A 22,354-nucleotide genomic window follows, 5' to 3' on the forward strand; every position below is an offset into this window, starting at 1 on the left:
AATATAAGGTGGTATTAAGATGAAGGTAATAATAATAAATAGGAAAAGGTTAGGGGTAACTATAATTATAATTGGTCTAATGCTTGTTTTATTCAGTTTAGAAAAGAATTTTGATGCAAGGCTTAAGTTTACTGCATTAATACAGAATAATATAAATTCTTTAGTACAATATGAAGCATTAGATAAAAAATTTACTTATAAATTGCCTGCAGAATGGTCTACTAAAGAACAAAAATTTCCCGGCAATGAAATTATATATCATAATGATTTTAATACTAAAGATTTAAAAATTCATGGATTTGTGGAAGTATGGAATTTAAATACGGATTTAAAAGCTTTTCTAGAGGAAAGTAAGAAAATATCTAGTGAGCAAAATTTATATAAGAGTTACGAAATAAAACCAATTAAAATAAACAATAAAGATGGATATTTAGTTGAGTATACTATAATTACATCTAATAATAAGGATTATAAAGGATATGAATATTTTATAAAAAATAAGGATAAGTTTATGAGATTTTCTTTTTTTGTATCAGAAGATAACTTTAAGGAAAGCATGCCAACAATATTTAAAACTATAGTACAGACTTTTAATTATAAAGAATAATAAATAAACTGTGAATTAAAAAAACTGCATCGCAGTTTTTTTATATGCTATAATATTGTTGACATTTTTTAAATTTTTGGGATATGTTTTGCACTTGTATTTTTTTTATTGTATTATGGTAGAGAGGAAATGTAGGCATGTTTTCTACATCACAATTTATAGGTATATTTGCCTTGGTATCTGGAATAGTTCTTTATAATATAAGTAAATTAAAAATAAAGTTATCTATAAGTTCTTAAGGTTCAGGAGGGAATTGTGTGAAATGAGAATTAGAAAAATAAAGAATAGTAAAATTATGATTATATTTATGGTTTTATTATTTTGTTTTACTGCATCTGGATGTACCAAAATTAACGATCTTAAGGTTAAGGTTGGACTTAAAAATAATGATTTTGAGTACATAAAACAAGGTAAGATAGAGAAAATAGTAATACAAAACACAAGGGATCAAGGATTTAGATTTACAGTTACAGATAAGAATGTTATCAATGAAATATATGATGTGTTGTCTACTGCAAAAGAGGCAAGCCAAAAATCCTCATTGGAACCTGATTATACATTTGAAATGGATGAGGGAAATAATAAGGTACATAAATTTAATTATATTACAGGTTTAGATAAAAAGGATTCAGGTAATTTTTATGGTGATGGAAAAACATATATTGTATCTAAAAGAATAGATAGTAATATAATAAACAATTATTGGAAGATAAGACAACCACCAAAGAATTTTAAAGAGGTTTATTATAAATCTATAATTAATGTTTTAGATCAATATTTAAAAGGTGATAATAAAGATAAAAGTGTTGGTATAAATTTAAAAAGTGATATAAATTCTGCTAAATTTATATTATCTACAGATTTGCAAGATTTTAATAGTGATTTAAGTGGTAAGTTTAAAAATGTATCAGTAGCAGATAAAGATAAGGAAAATTACGATATATGGTTAACAATAAGTACTGAAGGATATAAATCTACAATGTATAAAGGTATTGTGAATTTGTGGGATAAAAAAACAAAAACTGAAAAAAAATACTACATAAGTGATGAATATAAGAATGCAAGTTGGAATTTCAATATTACAGATACTAAACCTGATAAATTTTAATTTGTTTAAGCATGTTTATAAAATTTATAAATAAATTTTTATATCACAGGGAGGAAGCAGCAATGAGTAATTGTGATAGTTGTTCAAGCAAAGGAAACTGCAATAGTGCAGGAGTAGGGTGTAATAATAAATTAGAGCCTAAATATGGTAAGATAAAGCATATAATAGGTGTTATAAGTGGAAAAGGTGGAGTTGGTAAGTCAACTGTTACAGGTATATTGGCAGCCAAGTTAAGTAAGGAAGGACATAAAGTTGGAGTGCTAGATGGTGATATAACAGGTCCTTCAATGCCTAGATTTTTTGGTATAAATAATGAGAGAGCAGACATGCTTCAGGTAGGAGACAGTGAGGAAATAAAGTTTAGACCTGTAGAAACTTCAACTGGAATTAAGGTTATATCCTTAAATCTTTTAACAGAGGAAGAAGAACAACCAGTTATATGGAGAGGACCAGTGATTACAGGAGTATTAAAACAAATGTATACAGATACTGAATGGGATGAATTAGACTATCTTCTTATAGATATGCCACCAGGAACAGGAGATATTGCATTAACTATAATGCAGGAGTTACCACTAGAAGGATTGGTGGTAGTTTCTACACCTCAAGATATGGTATCAATGATAGTTAAAAAAGTAATTATTATGGCTCAAAAAATGGGCATAAGTGTAATTGGTGTAGTAGAAAATATGTCCTATATTAAATGTGAAAAGTGTGGAGAAAAAATAAATGTATTTAGTAAAAAATCTGCTCAAGAGCATGCTGAACATTTAGGAGTACCACTTCTTGCAGAAATGCCTATAAATTTAGATTTAGTTGAAAGTATGGAGAATGGGACAGTAGAAGAATTTTTAGCAAAATCAGATGAATATCAAGAATTAATAAATAACTTAAAAAATAGGATAATGTAAAAAAATAAGAAAGCTTAAAGCTTTCTTATTTTTAATTTTGAGGGATTTTTTTAGTTGCCATTACAGATAGCTGTTTTATTGGTAATGCTGCAATGATTACTAAACATATAGCACCTTCTATACTTAAGAAAATACCATTTGACATAAGTGAGTACACTGCAGGTGACATACCTTTTGGAGCAAAACTTCCGAAGAACACCACGCCCGATATAAAGTGACATATGAAACGCCCAAACACCGCGACAAAGGTAGCTAGTAGTTTATTATTCTTAAAGTATCCAGCTAGTCCTAAAGCCATAAATGGCAAAGGATAATCGAATAAAACTTGAACTGGCTGAAGAATATATGGATCTAGAATAAGCGTTATTATGCCATACAGAAAGCCTGTAATAAATCCTACTTCAGGACCATAAAGCAAAGCCATTAAAATAATAGGAATCATACTACCTAATGTTACACTTCCACCTTGAGGAAGGTGATAAATTCTAAAAATCTTAAGTATTGTTGCTAAAGCTAAAGCAATTCCTATTTGAGTAATAAGATGAGTATTAAATTTTACATTTTTTACTTTTGCAATGAAAAGTATAAATAATATTAGAGCTAAAAGAGCAAATAAGGATGTTGGGTGTGAAACAATTTCTAAAAAATTTTTACTAAGTGACATGAAATACCTCCTTTGTGCTAAGAGGTACCTGAATACTGAAAATAAGAAGAATGTATAAAATTGATTATACATTAGAAAGTTACATGTATTATCGCTTTCCTACGCTGGTATTATCCAGATCAGGTACAAGGGTTAATAAAATATTTTATCTCTCAGCCTCAAAGAGGCACCCCTAGCACTACCTTAATAAAATTATTATAATACATATTTCCAAATATTTCAATGAATTAAAATAAATCTATGAGTTTATCATTTTTCATTTTAATAGAATTAGGATTAACATTTACAGAATCGCCTATTTTGGAATTAGGTGGTAAATGTGAAATTCCAATGTCTAGTGTTGTTCCATCTTCGAAATTTACAAATGCATCTGTAAAATTTATATCAATAATTTTTCCAATCATAGAAGTCACCTCTGTGATATTTTTTGCATTTACTAGTTAATTATTCAATAAAATAAAAAAATATCTGATAAAATTTAAATATCAAATCATAATGTTTAGTAAAAAACAAAAGAATTTAGAGGTAAGTAAAACTAAATTGTTTTAATATAGCCTTAACCCTAATTAAAAAATTGCCTAAAAAATTTTCCCATAGTATAATATCAACGTGCTTAACACAATATATTGTAGTTTGGAGGAATGTTGTATGCTACATGTTGTGAAGAGAGATGGCAGAGAAGTAGAGTTTGACTCTATAAAAATAACTAATGCCATAAAGGGCTCTTCAGAAGAAATAGGTTATGATTTAAAGGAAAGTGAATTTATAGAACTAACGCAAAAAGTTATAAAACAATTAGAAGAACTTGATGCTAATGAAATAAATGTGGAACAAATACAAAACTTTGTTGAAAAAACACTTTTAGAAAATGACTACAGAGAAATTGGAACAGCTTATTGTAATTATAGAAAAGAAAGAAATAAAATTAGAGAAATAAAATCTGATTTAATGAAAGCTATTGAAAAAATAGGAGTAGAAACCGATAGGGATAATGCAAATGTAGGTAATAATTTTAGCTCAAAGCTGCTTAGGATAGCCAGTGAATCAAATAAGTGGCACAACTTATCTATTATGCCTAAATATTTAGCTAAGGCACATGAAAATGGAGACATATACTATCACGATTTAGATAGTTATAATTTAACTACCAACTGTTTACATATACCTACAAGAGAAATACTAACAAGAGGTTTTAATACAGGTTATGGGAATATAAGACCTCCTAGAAGAATAGAGTCAGCAGCAGAACTTTCATGTATACTTTTGCAGTCAACTCAAAATGATATGTTTGGAGGACAGTCTCATCCAGATTTTGATAATGATATGGGAGTGTTTATAGAACCTACAAGAAAAGAAATAAGGAATGAACTTACAGGTTTGGGCATAGATGAAGAAAAAGTAAATAACCTCGTGGAAAAAAAGCTTAGAAGAGCTGTAGAGCAGTCAATGCAGGGGATTGTTTATAATTTAAACACCATGCATTCAAGAGCTGGTTCACAAGTGCCTTTCAGTTCTATAAATATTGGTATACCTAATTGTGATGATTCAGCACTAGTTTGCGAAGTATTTTTAACAGAATATGAAAAAGGTTTAGGAATGGGAGAACAGCCTATTTTTCCTAATATAATATTTAGGGTAAAGAAAGGTGTAAATAAGGAACCAGGAGACCCTTACTATTACTTGTTTAAGTTAGCTTGCAGAGTAGCTGCAAAAAGAATGAATCCTACTTTTATGAATTTAGATGCAGATTTTAATAAATTTTATTATGACCAAGGTGTAGTTCCTGCTACTATGGGATGTAGAACTTATGTATGTGCTAATGTAAATGGAGAGCCAGGAACAAAAGGTAGAGGAAATATAGCTCCAACTACTATAAATTTGCCTAGACTTGGAATTGTAGCAAAAAAAGATATAAGTAAGTTTTTTAAACTTTTGGACGGCAAATTAGAACTTGCAAAAGAAGCTCTAATGCATAGATACAACATACTTAAGAGATTAAGAGTTAAAGATTTACCTTTTGTAGCTGGTCAAGGACTTATGAAAGGATCTGAAAATTTAGGACCTGATGACTCTATAGAGCCAATATTAAAGCAAGGAACATGGTCTGTGGGATTTATAGGATTAGCTGAAACTTTAATAGCCTTAACAGGTAAACATCATGGTGAAGATGAAAATTCTAGAAAATTAGGGGTAGAGGTAGTCTCCCATATTAGAAGTTACATGGATAAATTAATAGAAGAAACTCATTTAAATTGGAGTTGCTATGCTACTCCAGCAGAAGGTTTAAGTGGTAAGTTTATAGTTCAAGACCAAAAAATATTTGGAAATATAAAGGGAGTAACTGATAAAGATTACTATACTAATTCTTATCATATACCAGTAGGGTTTCCTATATCCATAAAAGATAAAATTGATATAGAGGCACCTTATCATAAGTTATGTAACGCTGGACATATAAGCTATATAGAATTAGATGACTATCCTGCAGCAGAAACTATAATGGATATATTAAATTATGCTTATGATAATACAAATATAAGTTATATGGGCATTAACTTTCATATAAGATATTGTAGATGTTGTGGAACATATCTTCATGATGAAGAGAGTTGTCCTAAATGTGGAAGTGATAATATACAGGGTATATCAAGAGTAACAGGATATCTTTCTTTAGATGAAAGGTTTGGATCGGGAAAGGTAGCAGAAAGATCAGATCGATTATCTCAAGGCAGTAATAAGCATGTTTATTAAATGATATTTATTAATGTAAAGACAGAGAGGTTATATCTCTGTCTTTTAAACTAATCAGACTTGGAGGGATTGAGATGAGTTTAAATAAAAGTATAAGACTATCAGGAATAATTTATGAAAGCTTAGTGAATGGTCCTGGTCTAAGACGTGTATTGTTTTCACAAGGATGTAAGCATAATTGCAGAGGCTGTTTTAATCCAAGTACTCATTGTTATGATGGTGGTGAACTTAGGGATATGGATGAACTGCTGGATGATATAAGAAAGAATCCTATGTTGAAGGGTATAACCTTTTCAGGAGGAGACCCTTTTGAACAAGCAAGTAAATTTGCATATATGGCTGAAAAAATAAAAGAAACTAATTTAAACATATGGTGTTATACAGGATATACTTTTGAATATATATTTGAACATAGGAATGAACATGAAGGCTGGGAACAACTATTAAATAATATAGATGTGTTAGTTGATGGAAAGTTTGAAGAAGATAAGAAAAGTAATAACTTGAAGTACAGGGGTTCGAGTAATCAGAGGATTATAGATGTAAAAAAAACTTTAAATATGAAACAAATAATAACCTTAGAATTTTAATTAGAGATATGTATAATCTCTAATTAAAATTTAAAATCTTAACAATACTTTTATTTTCTAATGGACCTTCTATGACTAGTTTGTTACTACCTACTTTCTCACCGCTTTTCATATAAGTTAGAAAGTTTTCTAAACCTTCTAGTTCAAAAGAAAGTAAAGGAGTTTTATAGTGCATAGGAATAATAATAGGACTATTTATAGCTTTCGCTACTTGAGATGCTTCTTTACCGTTTATAGTGTAATTACCACCTATAGGTATAAGCAATACATCTATGTGTCCTAAGTTTTCAATCTCCTCTTGAGATAAAACATATCCTAAGTCGCCGAGATGACAAACTTTATAACCATCTATATCTAAAATAAAAATTACGTTTTCACCTCTTTTGGCACCTTTAACTTTATCATGATAAGAAGGAATACCCGTTATTGGAATATCAGATAAGTTAAAAAAACCTGATTTATCTATTAAATTATCATATTTTATTTTTTCAGTGTAGTCATGATCAAAGTGATGATGACTTACTGTAACCAAGTCCACATCTCCTTCAAATAATTTGTATCCAACACTTTTATCAAAAGGATCTGTTAAAACTTTTCTTCCATGAGAATCTTCTATTAAGAAGGATGAGTGACCAAGCCAAGTTATTATCATAAAATAACACCTCTCTTAAAAAATATTATTGTATATGTATATTTATATTATAGCTTTTTTTATCTATATATATTTATACACCAAAATTAACTATAAAAAAAGTTTTTAAGTGTAAAACTGACTTTTTTATATTATAATAATGGTAATGTATGATAAAAAAAATACGAATAATATAGTATTAATATAAATTTGGAGGTGGTTTTTTGAAATTCAAAAGATCAAGCATACTTGTAGTTTTTAGCCTTTTCCTAGTTTTATGTATGTTTGGTACACTTACACATGTAAAGGCAGATGATTCTGTTAGTAGTGGAATAAGAAACGGAGTAGATATAAATAAGTCATGGACGGTGAAATTTAATAAAGAGATAGATAAAAGTACTATAAGTGAATCTAATTTTATAGTAAAAGATGAAAGTGGACAAACAGTACCTGTAAGTCTAACTGTAGGTAGTGATAATAAGTCAGTGATAGTTTCACCAAAGGTACAGTATCAGTATGGCAAAAATTATAGTTTAGCTATAAATAATATAAAATCTTCGTCAGGTAAGAAACTAACACAAGCTGAGGAAATGAAATTTTCAACTAAGAGTGTCAATAATACAAATAGTGCATATACTGTTTGTATTGATGCAGCACATGGCGGAAACGATGCAGGACATGTTTCAGCTTCAGGTGTAAAAGAAAAGGATATAGATTTAGCAGTTGCTTTAAAATTAGGAAAAGTGTTGGAGAATAACGGAGTAAAGGTAGTATATACAAGAACTAGTGATAATGTATCTTGGAATAGTGACAATGACTTAAAATCACGTTTTACTATAGCTAATAATGCAAAAGCTGACTATTTTATAAGCATACGTTGCAATACTTATCCAGAAAATCCATCAACTAAAGGTATAGAAACTTATTATAGGGATTCAGATAACGTGGCAAAACAGTTAGCGCAAGCGGTTCAAGGTGAACTTGTTAGTAATACTGGATTTAATAATAGGGGAATAAAAGTAGGTTTACCACAGCATGAAATATTAAGAGGAACTAATGGAAGTGCTGTAATGGTTGAGCTAGGATTTATGAGTAATGCAGAAGAAGGTTCAGCTTTAGCTACAAGCGATTTTCAAAATAAAAGCGCTAATGATATAGCAAATGGAATTTTAAAATCTTTAAGTTTGGTCAGTAAAAATGTTACTGTAAAATCAATTTCTGACGTTACTGCATCTGTTAATCAAGGTGGTACATATGATCTTCCTTTAAATATGACAGCATCTATGAGTGATGGAAGCAGCAAAAAGGTTCCTGTAATTTGGAATAGTAAAAAAGCAGATACATCTAATGCAGGAGCTCATACTTATGAAGGAACAGTGGCAGGATATAGTAAAGCTGTGAAGCTTATTTTAACAGTAGTAGCGCCAACTCCAGTTCCAATACCAACTCCAACTCCGGCTCCAGTACCAACGCCAGATTCAGGTACAACAATATGTATTGATCCAGGACATGGTAGGGGAAGTGACACAGGAGCTAGTGGTATAAATGGACTGCAAGAAGATGATGTTACTCTATCAGTGGGATTAAGATTAGGAAAGATACTTGAGAATCATGGAATAAAGGTAGTATATACAAGAACACAGGATGAAAGATCAATTCCTATGGATGTTACAACTAGTTTACAAAAGCGTTGTGATGTATCAAATAATGCAAATGCCAAGTATTTTGTGTGCATTCACTGTAATTCTTTTGATTCATCATCAGCGTATGGCACAGAGACTTTGGTAAACCAGGATAACCCAGAAGCAACTAGGTTAGCACAAGCTATACAAAATAGCATTGTAAATGAAATAGGTACATATGATAGAGGTTTAAAGGATGGTAATTGGCTTTATGTCGTAAAGCATACAAATGCATCAGCAGTATTAACGGAATTAGGATTTCTAACAAATCCTTCGGATGCTGCAAAATTAAGTAGTGATGAATATAGACAAAAATTTGCACAAGCCATTGCTGATGGAATATTGCAATGTGTTGGAAAATAGCAAAATTTTTATTAAATAATTGACAACTAAAAAACCTTATAATATAATAAAAAGAAATTGTAATAAAAATTTAAAATATATTATATTAAAGATGTTGAACAGGAAAAGTATTTAAACCAAGTTACTTACAGAGAGTGAAGAATGGTGAAAATTCACAGAAAAAGTTTAAAGAAAATCCCCTGGGAGTTGAAAAGCAGAATAAGTTTTGCCGCTCTAGTAAGTTTTTCCGTTATCCTGCGTTAAAGGATAGAGTATGATTGTGCTTAAAATTTTTACCCATAGGTGGTATAACGAATATAAACTTCGTCCTATTTTGGATGAAGTTTTTTTATATTGTAAATATTTATAAACAAGTATAAAAAAATTGGAATAGTAAAAAATTACATAATAAACTAGAAAGGGGCTAAAAATATGTACAAAAAAATTGATAATTCCAGAAGCTTCGTGGATATGGAAAAAGATATAATGAAATTCTGGGATGCTAGGAATATAATTAAGAAAAACTTTGATTTAAATGAGGACGGAGAATATTTTACTTTTTATGATGGACCACCAACAGCTAATGGAAAACCTCATGTAGGGCATGTATTAACAAGAGTAATGAAGGATTTAATTCCTAGATATAAGGTTATGAAAGGTTACAAAGTATTAAGAAAAGCTGGTTGGGATACTCATGGACTTCCAGTTGAACTTGAAGTTGAAAAAACTCTTGGTATTTCAGGAAAACCTCAAATTGAGGAATATGGAGTAGAAGACTTCATAAAAAAATGTAAAGGCAGCGTTTTTACATATGTGAGCCAATGGGAAGAAATGACTAAGAGTGTGGGTTACTGGGTTGACATGGAAAAACCTTATATAACTTATGATAATAATTATATAGAATCAGTTTGGTGGGCATTAAAGAGCATATGGAATAAAGATCTTTTATATAAAGGCCATAAAATAGTACCATATTGCCCAAGATGCGGAACAGCCCTTTCTTCACATGAAGTTTCGCAAGGATATAAAGATGTAAAAGAAACATCAGTTTTTGTTAAGTTTAAAGTTAAAAATGAAGATAAACATATTTTAGCTTGGACAACTACACCTTGGACACTTCCAAGTAATATGGCATTAGCAATAAATAAAAAATATGATTATGTAGAAGTTATAAATAATGATGAGCATTTAATTTTAGCAGAAGCACTTTTAGGGAAACTTGAAGGTGAATATGAAGTTTTAAGAAAATTTAATGGAGAAGAATTATTAGGCGTAGAATATGAACCTATGTTTAATTTTGCAACTTTTGAAGGAAAAGCACATTATGTAATTCATGGAGATTATGTAACATTAACAGATGGTACAGGAATAGTTCATATTGCACCTGCATTTGGTGAAGATGATAACATAGTATGTAAGCAAAATGATATACCATTAGTTAACCTTGTAGATACAGAAGGAAAATTTGTGGATGCAGTTACACCATGGAAAGGTATGTTTGTAAAAGATGCAGATCCTAAGGTTGTAGAATACTTAAAGGAAAAAAATATATTATATAAAGCAGAAAAATTTACTCACTCATACCCATTCTGCTGGAGATGTGATACACCATTATTATATTATCCAAGACAAACTTGGTTTATAAAAATGTCATCTTTAAGAGATAAATTAGTTAAGAATACAAATGATACAAATTGGTATCCTGATAATATTAGAACAGGAAGATTTGGAAACTTTGTTGAAAATGTTATAGACTGGGGCTTAAGTAGAGAAAGATATTGGGGTACTCCACTTCCAATATGGGAATGTGATTGTGGTCATAAAGAATGTATAGGAAGTATAGAAGAACTTAAGCAAAAGGGAATAGATGTACCAGAAAATATAGAACTTCATAAGCCATATATAGATAATGTAAAATTGAAATGCCCACACTGTGGAAAAGAAATGACAAGAGTTACAGAAGTAATTGATTGTTGGTTTGATTCAGGATCAATGCCTTTTGCTCAGCATCACTATCCATTTGAAAATAAGGAACTATTTGAACAGAATTTCCCAGCACAATTTATTTCAGAAGCTGTAGATCAAACTAGAGGATGGTTTTATACATTAATGGCTATATCTACAGTAATATTTGATAAGAGTCCATTTGAAAATTGTGTAGTATTAGGTCATGTACTTGATAAACATGGTTTAAAAATGTCAAAGCATAAGGGAAATGTATTAAGTCCTACTACAGTGATTGAAAATGAAGGTGCTGATGCAACTAGATGGTATTTCTATACTGCAAGTGCACCATGGCTTCCATCAAGATTCTACGAAGAAGCTGTACAAGAAAGTCAGAGAAAGTTCTTGGGAACCTTATGGAATGTATATTCATTCTATGTGTTATATGCAGATATAGATAACTTTAATCCTTTAGATTATAAAGACTTTGTAAGCGATAATGTAATGGATAAATGGGTTATATCAAGATTAAATTCATTGATTAAGGAAACAGAAGATCATTTGGATAACTATAGAATTACTCAAGCAGCTACTAATATTGGAGACTTTGTAGATGAACTTTCTAATTGGTATGTTAGAAGAAATAGAGCAAGATTTTGGAGTGAAAGTTTAGCTGACGACAAAATAGGAGCATATGTAACTTTATATAAAGTTATTACTACATTGATAAAGATAGCAGCTCCATTTGTACCATTTATGACAGAAGAAATATATCAAAATCTTGTAGTTAATATTGATAAAGATGCAGTAGAGAGTTTACATTTATGCAAGTGGCCTGAGTATAATGAAAACTTTGTAGATAAAAAGCTAGAAGAAGATATGGAAGAAGCGTATAAGGTAGTTAGATTAGGAAGAAGTGCTAGAAACTCAGCTAATATTAAGAACAGACAGCCTCTTTCAGAAATGCTTATAAGTTCAAAATCTCTTCCAGAATACTATGGAGATATTATAAAGGATGAGCTAAATGTAAATGAAGTAATATTTGGTGCTGATTTATCTAAATATGTTAACTTTGATATAAAACCGAACTTACCTGTAATAGGAAAGAAGTATGGGAAATTAATACCTCAGATAAGAAAAAAAATTTCAGCAATTAACCAAATGGAACTTGCACAGAAAATGAGAGAAGGAAAAACTGTAATAATCTATATTGATGACAATGAGATAGAATTAAATGAAGAAAACTTACTTGTTACAATGCAGGGACTTGAAGGTTTTGCATTTGCTGGAGAAGGAACTATAGGAGTAGTATTAGATACAAATATTACTGAAGAATTAAGAGAGGCTGGAAATCTTAGAGAAATTTTAAGTAAAGTACAGAATATGAGAAAAGAAAGTGGATTTGAAGTAGCTGATAAAATAAAACTTTATGTTTCATCAAATCCAATGCTTGAAGCAATAGTTAAGAAATTTGAGGAAGAAATAAAGAAAGAAACGTTATCAGTTGAAGTTGTATATAATGCAAATAAAGAATACAACAGATGCAAAATAAATGGTGAAGATTTCGATATGTTTGTAGAAGTTGTAAAATAAGTATCTGCATGATTTGAATTTAAATGTGTATAAGATAACTTAAAGTCTTATACACATTTTTACTTTTAACAATGCAAATTAAAGAAATATTACAAAGGAACTTGTAATAAAAGGGTTTTATAAGTATAATTATTAAAAGAAAATATAACGGGAGTTGATAAAATGGCAGCATCAATAAAAGATGTAGCAAAGGAAGCAGGCGTTTCTATAGCTACAGTTTCTAGAGTATTAAATGATGTAGACGTTGTAAATGAAGAAACAAAAAAGAAAGTTTTAGAAGCAATAAATAAGTTAGGATATAGACCTAATATAGTAGCAAGAAGTTTAAAAACACAAAAAACAAGTACAATAGGAATAATAATACCGGATATATCCAGTCAATTCTATCCAGAAATAGTAAGAGGAGCTGAAGATGTAGCTAATATATATAACTACAATATAATGTTATGCAATACAGATTTAGATCCTGAAAAAGAAATGGAATATCTAAAAGTATTAAAAGAAAAAATGGTAGACGGAGTTCTTTATATGAGCAATTCTTTAGAAGATAGCATAGTAAATCTTATAAAGCAATTACAGATTCCTATGGTTTTAGTAGAAACTACTAGTAAAGAAGGAAATATACCAAGCGTAACCATAGACAATGAACAAGCGGCGTTGGATGCTGTGAATTATTTAATTAAGAAGGGCGATAAAAAAATAGCTTATATTGGAACGCATGAGGATGCAGCTAATGCTAGTGCATTAAGATATACAGGGTATAAAACTGCACTAAAACAAAATAGCATAAAATTAGATGAAAACATTGTACATTTTGGAGGACTAAAAGTATCAGATGGTTATGATGGAATAAATGCTATTTTAGAGAAAGAAAGTATTGACTCAGTATTTTGCTCTAGTGATGAAATTGCTATGGGTGCTATAAATGCATTGAGAGACAAAAATATAAAAGTTCCTGAACAGGTAGATGTAATAGGATTTGATAACATTTATTCTGCATCTGTATTTTATCCAAAACTTACAACTATAGGATTGCCTATGTATGATATGGGATCTGTAGGAATGAGGATGCTTATAAAAATCATAAATAAAAAAGAAGTAGATAAAGACAGTTATGTTCTTGAGCATGAGTTAATAGAAAGAGATTCTTGTAAAAGATAAAAAGTGACAAGGTATACACAAATTATGCACATTTTTTTAATATAAAGTTAACAAAAGTTTTTGTTAAATGTCTTATAATTGAGGAGAGGTTTAAAAACTTATCATTAAGTATAGGATGTTGTAGTTAAAGAAAGGAAAATTTTATGGTAGAAAGTTTAATAAATGCAGTTATTTTTGTCCTGGATAAACTCGGATATGTAGGGATTTTTGCGGGAATGGCATTAGAAAGTGCATGTATACCTATTCCTAGTGAGGCAATACTGCCTTTTGGAGGTTATTTAAGTTTTACAGGAAGATTAAATTTAATAGCTATGATACTAATTGGAACTATTGGTGGAACTGCAGGTTCAATAGGAGCTTACTATTTAGGTAAGCTTGGAGGAAGACCTTTAGTGGAAAAATATGCGGACAAACTGAGAATATCTAAAAGTAAAATAGAAAAAAGTGATGAATATTTTAATAAGTATGGGGAAAAAATAGTTTTTTTCTCAAGGCTTTTGCCTATAATAAGGACATTCATATCGCTTCCAGCTGGTATAAGCAAAATGGAATTTAAAAAGTTCACCATATATACTTTTTTAGGATCATTAATATGGAGTATTTTGTTAGGTTATGTTGGATATAAAATGGGTGAAAATTGGATCATGATTCGTTCTTGGTTTCATATGGCTGATATAGCTGTAGTAGTTTGCATAATTGGGTTTATAATATATAAATTAGTAGCAAAACGTAAAAATATAAATGTACAAAATTAGTAAATAACTTATCTGAAAATAAATGCTTTATATGAAAAGCAGTTTTATTTTCAGGTAAGTTTTTTTATTTGAAAACTTAATCATATATTCTGTATGTGGGAAATAGAATCTTATATAGATAAATTTAGAAAAATCGAGATAACAGTAGTAAAGTGCAATCAAATTATAGTAAAGAGGTATTGGTAAAAAAAACACCGTTAAAAGGTATAAAAAAACTTATTGACCGGTATTTGCCACCATGCTATAATTAGCACATAATTTAGATGGGGGGACTCAATAATGAAAAGTTTAAAAAAATTGGTTGTGTTGGCAATTTGTATGACAATGGTTTCTTCTATTTTTACAGGATGCAGTTATGAGGGTAAGTCAATTTCTGATGCATATACAAAAACACAAAAAGCTTCTAGTTCAGAATTTAAAACACAAATTGGACTACGATTTAGTGGAGAAAATCTTTCAACTCAGGAACAACAGGAAATGGGAAAAGTTATTCCTATGATAAATGGTTCAAAATTAACTGTAAATGGCAAGATGAATCGAAGTGATAATGGGAAAAGTGGAAAAATGCAAGCAGATATGTCATTACAAGTAGGAAATACTGCAATGAATATGGGACTTTGGGCTGATGCAAATACAGAAAATGATAAAGTTAATTTTAAGGAAATTTTAAAAGTTCCAGATATGCAATCATCAAAAATGAATGGAAAACAGTATATTGTATTAGATAGCTCAAATATGAATAAGAATGGTACAATGAGTACTGATGTTGCTGAAGTTAGTCAGGACATGCAAAAAAAGTTTTCGGAAATGATAGTAAAAAATATGACAAGCTTTGATCCAAAGTTTAAACTTATTACAGATGAAGGAAATCAATACTGGAATCTTGTAGATGGAGCAAGAAATGTTCATGTTTATGAAGTTAAATTAAATGATAAAAACTTCAAGGATTTGATAAAATATACTTCAAACAGTTTAGTAAACAGTAAAGATGCTAGAGATTTCTTAAAGGATTATTTAACTACAGTTGTAAAAGTTTCTTCAGACAAACAACAAGCATCAGTTAGTCAAGCAGAAATAGATAAGGCATTTTCAGATTTTGAAAAAGGATTACCACAATTTACAGTTAGTATGAATAAAGTATTAAATGCTTTTGATGGAGTACCTATTGTTGGAGATAAAGGAATTGTAATTGATTTTGCAGTAGATAGTAATGGATATGTTGTTGGTGAAAAGGGAAATATAGATTTAGTATTTGATACACCAAAATTTATATCAACAGTTGAAAGTTTAAGTAATGCTAAAAATGCCAATACAGCAAATAAACTTACAGGTGTTTATAAATTAGGTATTGATTTTAATACCAATACTTTTAATATAAATAAAAATGTAGAGATAAAATTCCCAGAAATAAATAGCCAAAATTCTATTCAATATGAAGAATTGCTTAGTCAGAAAAAAATTAAATAGTATTTGAAGGAGCATAGATAAATGCTCCTTTATTTTTTTATATAAAGTTCTTGATTTAAAAATTTTTTATTAATTATAATGTATATATAAACTATTAAACTATGATATAACATATTTAAAAGTAATATATGAGAAAAGAGGAAATTTAAAATGAATTTGAGTGATAAGATTTATGAAACGTTAAAAGAATTAATCTCCCTTCCAAGTGTATCAGGTACAAAAAATGAAAGTATTGCATCAGAAAAAATATATGATATGCTATCAAACATGGCTTATTTTAAGAAAAACAAAAATAACTTTGGTATGGAAGCAGTAGAAGGAGATAATTTAGAAAGAAAATTTGTATGGGCAGTAGTAAATGGAAAAGAAAAATCAAATGATACTTTGATTTTAACAGGACATTTTGATGTAGTAGGAGTAGAAGAATTTGGACATTTAAAATCTATTGCTTTTGATATGGAAGAATGTACGAAACGGATTAGTGAGTTGAATTTAGATGAAGATGCCTTAAAAGACCTTAAATCAGGTAAGTGGATTTTTGGAAGAGGAACAGCAGATATGAAATGTGGTATTGCAATAGATATAGAATTAATTAGAAAGTTTAGCGAAGATCAAAATTTTAAGGGGAATTTGTTATTTTTAGCAGTGCCAGGTGAAGAAAGTAATTCAGAAGGTATGGTAGCTGCAGCACCTTTTCTTTTAAAGCTTCAAGATAAAATGAAATATAATTATTGCGGGGCAATAATATCAGAATGCAGCATACCGCAAAGTGCAGGTGAAGAATTTAAAAGATTATATATGGGCAGTGTAGGAAAAATAATGCCACTGTTTTTATGTGTAGGTAAAGAAACTCATGTAGGAGAACCATTAAAAGGGCTAAATCCCAATGCGTTAGTTTCAGAAATAAATAGAATTTTAGAAAATAATCCTGACTTTTCTGATCAATTTAATAATGTCATAACTCCACCTCCTATGTGTTTGAAACAAATGGATTTAAAAGAGTTATATTCTGTACAAAGTCCTTTATATGCAGCAGCATATTATAATTTACTTACTCTTAGTATGTCTGAGGAAAAGCTTATGAGTAATTTAAAAGACTTAGCATTTAAGGCATATAATAACGTTTTAGAAGATATTAAAAATAAAAGAGAAAAGTTTATAAAAAAGAGCGGTAAGAAATTTGAATATATTAAAGTGCAGCCATGTGTTATGACTTATGAAGAATTACTTTTGCAGGTTAAAAGTAAGAATAAAAATTTTGAAAATTATATGAAAGAAAAAGTTGAACTTTGGAAAAAAGAAAATAAAGATAACCAAACTATAGCCATAAATATAGTTAAAGAAACTTATGAAAAATATGATGATAAGAAACCTATGATAATAGTTTCTTTTATTCCTCCATATTATCCTCATAAATACTTGAGAGGTGAAGACACTAAGGACAAAAAATTTATAAATGCTATAGATAAAACAATAGAGTATGCGCATGAAAAGTTTAACGAAAAAATTATTAAAGAAGACTTTTTTATGGGAATTTCTGATTTAAGTTATACTGGAATAGAGAATAATAAGAATATATCTGGTTTATCTTCGAATATTGTTGGATATGGTATAAGTTATGATTTACCATTACAAGCTTTAAGCAAGCTTAGCATTCCTGCAATAGTCTTTGGCGGCGAGGGAAAGGATTTCCACAAATATAGTGAAAGATTAAATGTTCCTTATACTTTAAATGTAGTACCAGAATTATATGAACATATTATTTATTCATTGTTACAATAGGCTATTTTAAATAACCATTTTTACCACAACCAAAATAAGTCTAAAAAGGGTGTCATTTTATTATGAAATATGTTTAACGAAACAAATGGACAATAAAAAATAAAATGGTATAATTTAACATAAAAGTAAATATATTTATAAGTGCGTTGTGGGGTGAAAAAATGGATTATAGGAATAAGGTCAAAAAAATATTTTCATATTTACTAAGCGTAAAAAATTTAAATGAAAAAATAATAAGAAATGTTTCAGAATATGAAAAACTATATTGGGAAAATGACCTGATGTCTATGGATGGGTGCAGTGTGAATAAGGTTTCGGAAACCGAATGGTGGTTAGAGGTAACAAAAAAGTGTAAATGTATATATGATCAATTGTTTAAGTTATTTTTGGAGATACAGAAAAGATCAGAAGGAATAGAAATAGTATGGGGACATGGTCTTCTTGTTTGGAAAGTTGGTAACGAAAAAATAATTCATCCTGTTGTTACAACCAGAATGAAACTAAATTTTGATGTTAAAAAGGGTATATTTCATTTAATACCAATAAGTCCTACATGTTTAGAATTGGGAATATTTGAAGACTTAGATATAGCTAATTTACATAGCATAGTTCAAATAGAAAATGAAATAAATAGCGCCGATATAGATCCTAGAACAATAGATAATATTGAGAATGTACTAAAAGATATAGTTTCCTATTTAGGTTGTAATGGTCAAATAATAAATTGTAGAGTAAGCATGGATAAAATAAAATTAACAAAAAATCCTTTTATTTGCGATAATCCTGTAATTTTAATAAGAAAAAATAATATGCGATTATGGCAAAAAGAAATTATAAACATAAATAATCAAATAGATAATGGTTATGTTATACCAGAAACAATAAAGGCTCTGGTGCAAGATAAAAAAGTAGAGCAAAGTGAGGAAGATATAAAGGAATGGGAGAAAGTTGGAGAGGACATATTATTTCCATTAGATACAAACTTTGAGCAAAAACAAGTTGTTAAAAGGTTATGTGAAAATTATGGAGTTGTAGTACAAGGTCCCCCAGGAACAGGTAAGAGTCATACAATAGTTAATTTAATATGTCATCTTCTTGCACATGGTAAAAGTGTTCTTGTGACAAGTCAAACAGATAAAGCTTTAAAAGTATTGGTGGACATGATACCAGAGCATATTAGACCATTGTGTATGAGTGTTATTGGAAATGATTCTAATTCTCTAAAAGAACTTAATGAAGCTGTAAGAAAAATAACAGATAATCTGTCTGTAGAGCCTGAAGCATTAAGTAAAGAGATTAAATTATTAAGGGAAGAATTAAAAAATTGCAGAAAAAAGCAAGAGCATTTATATAATAGATTGGTGGAAATTCAAAATACTGAAAATAAGAGCATAGAATATGGTGGACAGTATTATAAAGTTGCAGATATTGCAAAATGGGTAAGAGAAAATAGAAAACAACATTCATGGATAGAGGATAACATTAAATATGAACAATCTATGCCTTTAAATAAAGAAGAATATTTGCAGTTATTAAAATTATTAAAGTCTATAGATAAAGAGGAAAAACAGAATTTTGATAGTATAAAAAATTTGATAGATAAAATACCTATGGATATTGAAATCTGTGATAAGATGTCTAGGTTTAAAAAATTAAAAGAAGATATTGAAATTAATACAAGATTACTAAGTAACTGGCGAATACCAGATAATAATAGATGTGATTATGAAGCCCTTTTAAGTATGTTGAATAAGTGTAAAAGTGAAATGGAATCTATAGAAAATAGTAACTTTAAAAATATACTAGGACTTTATTATAGTAGCAAGATAGCACATGATTTATTTATGGATATAGCGTTTAAATGTAATAATTATTTTTTGATGCTAGATAGGTTAAAAAGCAAGCTAAAAAATTACAACATAGAAATTCCCAATAATATAAATATAGATAAATTAAGTAGAGATTTTGATATCGTATATAGCAAGTTTAATTCAAGAGGAAGAGTGAGCAAAACCTTTAAAATTATTCATTCAGAATATAATTATATTTTTAAAGAGTGCAAAGTTGATTTTCTTGAAGTAGAAAATTTTGAACAAGCATCAGCATTAAAACTTTACATTCAACAGGAAAAAATAATTAAAGACTTAAAGTCTTTATGGAATAGCATGGCAAAAAAGTATGGTGATTTATCAGATGTTTGTAATAGAGAAGATGAAATGGACATAATAGAAATAGAACAAAATATAAAAAAATTAAATACTATAATTGATTGGAATGTAAAGTATAAAAGCAAAATAATATCATTATTAGGTAGAATTTCGATACCACAAAATATAGAGTGGCATAAATCTCAAACTTATAGCTATCTAATAAAATGTGTACAAGCTATCAAAAAAGTAAATGAGTATAATGAGCTAAAAGCTTATATTGAAGTGATGAAAAAATTAGTTTTATCTACAGATAAGTTAGATGAATTGTATAATGCAATGGGATCTCTTGATGTAGAAAAAACAAAAGAACAGTTGAAGATGATAGAACATTTTAAAGTAATGAAGAACGATTTAGTTAGGTTAGATGAACTTATAAATAAAATAACAAAAGCATGTCCGAATACAGGAGAAAACCTAATTGAGAGTTGGAGAAATAGCACGAGAAACTTTGAGGATTTTTGTAGTGCGTGGAAATGGTGTCAGTGGAATAGTTTGCTTAAGGATATTTATAAGCTAAACTTAGAATTTATAGAAGAAACAATAGAGCAGAATAGTAAGAAAGAAAAAATGATTATAAAAGATATAGTATCTAAAAAAACCTGGTATAATCAAATACTTAAAACCACTGAATCTGAAAAAAGAAGTCTTTTTGCCTGGATGCAGGCTGTTAAAAGAATAGGAAAAGGTACAGGAAAGATGGTATCAGAGTATAGAAAAATAGCTCAGGATGAGATGGAGAAATGTAAAGATACTATACCTGTTTGGATTATGCCATTAAATAGAGTAATTGAAAATATAAAATTATCAAGAAAGTTGTTTGATGTTATTATTTATGATGAAAGCAGCCAAAGTGATATATTTTCTATATGTGCTTTAATGAGAGCTAAAAAGGCGGTTATAGTTGGTGATGACAAGCAGATAAGTCCAGAGGTTGTAGGAGTTGATCAGGGAGTTATACAAGGGTTGATAAATAAATATTTGAAGGATATTCCTCAAAATGAATGGTTTGATTTACACACTAGCCTTTATGATACTGCACTTAGAGTTTTTCCAAATAGGTTAATTCTTAAAGAACATTTTAGGTGTGTACCAGAAATTATTGGATTTAGCAATATGCTTTGTTATTCAAATGAGATAAAGCCATTGAGATATCCTAAGCCTTCAGAGGCATTATACCCACCTATTGTGGCTGTAAAAGCGGAAGATGGATATAGGGAACAGAATAAAGCTGTGAATATTCCAGAAGCAGAGGTTTTAGTAAGCAAATTAGTTAGTTGCTGTAAAGATAAAAAATATAAAGATATGACTATGGGTGTTATCTCTTTACTAGGTGATGTTCAAAGTGAAACAATTGAAAATATGATAAGAGAAAGAATAGGGGAAGAGGAGATGATAAGAAGAAAAATTATATGCGGAGATGCTTATTCCTTCCAAGGAGATGAAAGAGATGTAATGTTCTTGTCAATGGTTATTGCAAATAATGTTAAGTTTGCACCATTAACTAGGGAATCAGATATAAGAAGGTTTAATGTAGCAGCAAGTAGAGCAAGAAATCAAATGTGGCTGTTTTATTCTGTAGAATTAAAAGATTTAAATAAGTCATGTGTAAGGCATTCTATTCTTAATTATTGTTTAAATTATGAAAGATATAATAAGAGATATATAAATTTAGAATATGTTTTTCAATCTAAATTTCAAAAGGATGTATATAACATGATAAAGGATAAAGGATATGATATAATTCCTCAAATAAAAGTGGGAGGATATAAAGTAGATTTTATAATAGAAGGAAATAGAAATAGAGCTGCCATTGTTTGTGATGAAGGAATAATAGATAATGGAGATGATATAAAAAAGAATATGGAAGCACGATTAAACTTAGAAAGAATAGGTTGGTACTTTCTGAGAATAAGGGGAAGTGAATTTTATTATAATCCAGAGAAAACCATGGAAAAGTTATGGAGTAGGTTGAAGAGAATAGGTGTAGAAAATTATAACAGAGAAAAAACATCTAAGGAAACGCTCAGGGTAGTATAACGAATTTTAAAAATAACACTTACTAAATTTTTATAATTAAAGTAAGTGTTATTTTTGTATAAAAAATTATAATAAAAGTTTTCATTGTAATGAGTAGGATATATTTCTATAATTAAAGT

General features: G+C 29.1%; 15 protein-coding genes, 1 riboswitch and 1 other annotated feature. Of the genes, 12 read left to right on the forward strand and 3 right to left on the reverse strand.

Annotated features, from left to right (window positions below; genetic code table 11):
- The first annotated feature begins 19 nt into the window (after positions 1 to 19).
- The 3 genes from Q6H37_RS00575 (at position 20) to Q6H37_RS00585 (ending at position 2,626) form a co-directional block, all read left to right on the forward strand.
- The gene (locus tag Q6H37_RS00575; RefSeq protein WP_318738690.1) at positions 20 to 607 is read left to right on the forward strand and encodes a hypothetical protein; all 588 of its coding nucleotides are present in this window, start codon (positions 20 to 22) and stop codon (positions 605 to 607) included.
- Positions 608 to 869: 262 nt separating this feature from the next.
- Positions 870 to 1,715: a hypothetical protein gene (locus Q6H37_RS00580; RefSeq protein WP_318738691.1), complete on the forward strand. Its 846-nt coding sequence runs from the start codon at positions 870 to 872 to the stop codon at positions 1,713 to 1,715.
- Between the two features lie 62 nt (positions 1,716 to 1,777).
- Entirely contained in the window at positions 1,778 to 2,626 is an 849-nt protein-coding gene (locus tag Q6H37_RS00585; protein ID WP_318738692.1) for an Mrp/NBP35 family ATP-binding protein, read from the forward strand.
- A gap of 31 nt (positions 2,627 to 2,657) precedes the next feature.
- Here Q6H37_RS00585 and thiT read toward each other — a convergent pair whose 3' ends face one another.
- The gene (thiT, locus tag Q6H37_RS00590; protein WP_318738693.1) at positions 2,658 to 3,290 is read right to left on the reverse strand and encodes an energy-coupled thiamine transporter ThiT; all 633 of its coding nucleotides are present in this window, start codon (positions 3,288 to 3,290) and stop codon (positions 2,658 to 2,660) included.
- Positions 3,291 to 3,369: 79 nt separating this feature from the next.
- A riboswitch (TPP riboswitch) is annotated at positions 3,370 to 3,474 on the reverse strand.
- A 43-nt stretch (positions 3,475 to 3,517) separates the two neighbouring features.
- Complete coding sequence (locus Q6H37_RS00595) at positions 3,518 to 3,694, reverse strand: hypothetical protein (RefSeq protein ID WP_007064001.1); 177 nt, start codon at positions 3,692 to 3,694, stop codon at positions 3,518 to 3,520.
- Between the two features lie 244 nt (positions 3,695 to 3,938).
- Here Q6H37_RS00595 and nrdD point away from each other — a divergent pair, with 244 nt between their 5' ends.
- The gene (gene nrdD / locus Q6H37_RS00600) at positions 3,939 to 6,041 is read left to right on the forward strand and encodes an anaerobic ribonucleoside-triphosphate reductase (RefSeq protein WP_318738694.1); all 2,103 of its coding nucleotides are present in this window, start codon (positions 3,939 to 3,941) and stop codon (positions 6,039 to 6,041) included.
- Between the two features lie 74 nt (positions 6,042 to 6,115).
- Entirely contained in the window at positions 6,116 to 6,631 is a 516-nt protein-coding gene (gene nrdG / locus Q6H37_RS00605) for an anaerobic ribonucleoside-triphosphate reductase activating protein (RefSeq protein ID WP_318738695.1), read from the forward strand.
- Between the two features lie 19 nt (positions 6,632 to 6,650).
- On the opposite strand, the gene Q6H37_RS00610 is transcribed toward nrdG, so the two are convergent.
- Complete coding sequence (locus tag Q6H37_RS00610) at positions 6,651 to 7,283, reverse strand: MBL fold metallo-hydrolase (RefSeq protein ID WP_318738696.1); 633 nt, start codon at positions 7,281 to 7,283, stop codon at positions 6,651 to 6,653.
- A gap of 203 nt (positions 7,284 to 7,486) precedes the next feature.
- On the opposite strand from Q6H37_RS00610, the gene Q6H37_RS00615 reads away from it, so the two are divergent.
- From Q6H37_RS00615 to Q6H37_RS00645, 7 genes are all read left to right on the forward strand, one after another.
- Positions 7,487 to 9,307, forward strand: coding sequence for an N-acetylmuramoyl-L-alanine amidase (locus Q6H37_RS00615; protein WP_318738697.1), 1,821 nt, complete (start codon positions 7,487 to 7,489; stop codon positions 9,305 to 9,307).
- Positions 9,308 to 9,392: 85 nt separating this feature from the next.
- Positions 9,393 to 9,621 (forward strand) — a binding site (T-box leader).
- Between the two features lie 97 nt (positions 9,622 to 9,718).
- Positions 9,719 to 12,823: an isoleucine--tRNA ligase gene (gene ileS, locus Q6H37_RS00620; protein WP_318738698.1), complete on the forward strand. Its 3,105-nt coding sequence runs from the start codon at positions 9,719 to 9,721 to the stop codon at positions 12,821 to 12,823.
- A 162-nt stretch (positions 12,824 to 12,985) separates the two neighbouring features.
- Complete coding sequence (locus tag Q6H37_RS00625) at positions 12,986 to 13,984, forward strand: LacI family DNA-binding transcriptional regulator (RefSeq protein WP_318738699.1); 999 nt, start codon at positions 12,986 to 12,988, stop codon at positions 13,982 to 13,984.
- 143 nt (positions 13,985 to 14,127) lie between these two features.
- Positions 14,128 to 14,739 carry a DedA family protein gene (locus Q6H37_RS00630; RefSeq protein ID WP_318738700.1) on the forward strand — a complete coding sequence of 204 codons (612 nt, stop codon included), beginning with the start codon at positions 14,128 to 14,130 and terminating at the stop codon, positions 14,737 to 14,739.
- Positions 14,740 to 15,018: 279 nt separating this feature from the next.
- Entirely contained in the window at positions 15,019 to 16,206 is a 1,188-nt protein-coding gene (locus Q6H37_RS00635; protein ID WP_318738701.1) for a hypothetical protein, read from the forward strand.
- Between the two features lie 150 nt (positions 16,207 to 16,356).
- The gene (locus Q6H37_RS00640) at positions 16,357 to 17,988 is read left to right on the forward strand and encodes a M20/M25/M40 family metallo-hydrolase (protein WP_318738702.1); all 1,632 of its coding nucleotides are present in this window, start codon (positions 16,357 to 16,359) and stop codon (positions 17,986 to 17,988) included.
- Between the two features lie 161 nt (positions 17,989 to 18,149).
- Entirely contained in the window at positions 18,150 to 22,235 is a 4,086-nt protein-coding gene (locus Q6H37_RS00645) for an AAA domain-containing protein (RefSeq protein WP_318738703.1), read from the forward strand.
- Positions 22,236 to 22,354: the final 119 nt, after the last annotated feature.

The organism is Clostridium sp. JS66 (assembly GCF_033561535.1).
In the GTDB taxonomy this organism is placed as follows: domain Bacteria; phylum Bacillota; class Clostridia; order Clostridiales; family Clostridiaceae; genus Clostridium_AM; species Clostridium_AM carboxidivorans.

Coding starts and splice junctions, on each gene's coding strand:
- Q6H37_RS00575 (WP_318738690.1), top strand. CDS start 20: ATGAAGGTAATAATAATAAATAGGAAAAGGTTAGGGGTAACTATAATT.
- Q6H37_RS00580 (WP_318738691.1), top strand. CDS start 870: ATGAGAATTAGAAAAATAAAGAATAGTAAAATTATGATTATATTTATG.
- Q6H37_RS00585 (WP_318738692.1), top strand. CDS start 1,778: ATGAGTAATTGTGATAGTTGTTCAAGCAAAGGAAACTGCAATAGTGCA.
- thiT (WP_318738693.1), bottom strand. CDS start 3,290: ATGTCACTTAGTAAAAATTTTTTAGAAATTGTTTCACACCCAACATCC.
- Q6H37_RS00595 (WP_007064001.1), bottom strand. CDS start 3,694: ATGATTGGAAAAATTATTGATATAAATTTTACAGATGCATTTGTAAAT.
- nrdD (WP_318738694.1), top strand. CDS start 3,939: ATGCTACATGTTGTGAAGAGAGATGGCAGAGAAGTAGAGTTTGACTCT.
- nrdG (WP_318738695.1), top strand. CDS start 6,116: ATGAGTTTAAATAAAAGTATAAGACTATCAGGAATAATTTATGAAAGC.
- Q6H37_RS00610 (WP_318738696.1), bottom strand. CDS start 7,283: ATGATAATAACTTGGCTTGGTCACTCATCCTTCTTAATAGAAGATTCT.
- ileS (WP_318738698.1), top strand. CDS start 9,719: ATGTACAAAAAAATTGATAATTCCAGAAGCTTCGTGGATATGGAAAAA.
- Q6H37_RS00625 (WP_318738699.1), top strand. CDS start 12,986: ATGGCAGCATCAATAAAAGATGTAGCAAAGGAAGCAGGCGTTTCTATA.
- Q6H37_RS00630 (WP_318738700.1), top strand. CDS start 14,128: ATGGTAGAAAGTTTAATAAATGCAGTTATTTTTGTCCTGGATAAACTC.
- Q6H37_RS00635 (WP_318738701.1), top strand. CDS start 15,019: ATGAAAAGTTTAAAAAAATTGGTTGTGTTGGCAATTTGTATGACAATG.
- Q6H37_RS00640 (WP_318738702.1), top strand. CDS start 16,357: ATGAATTTGAGTGATAAGATTTATGAAACGTTAAAAGAATTAATCTCC.
- Q6H37_RS00645 (WP_318738703.1), top strand. CDS start 18,150: ATGGATTATAGGAATAAGGTCAAAAAAATATTTTCATATTTACTAAGC.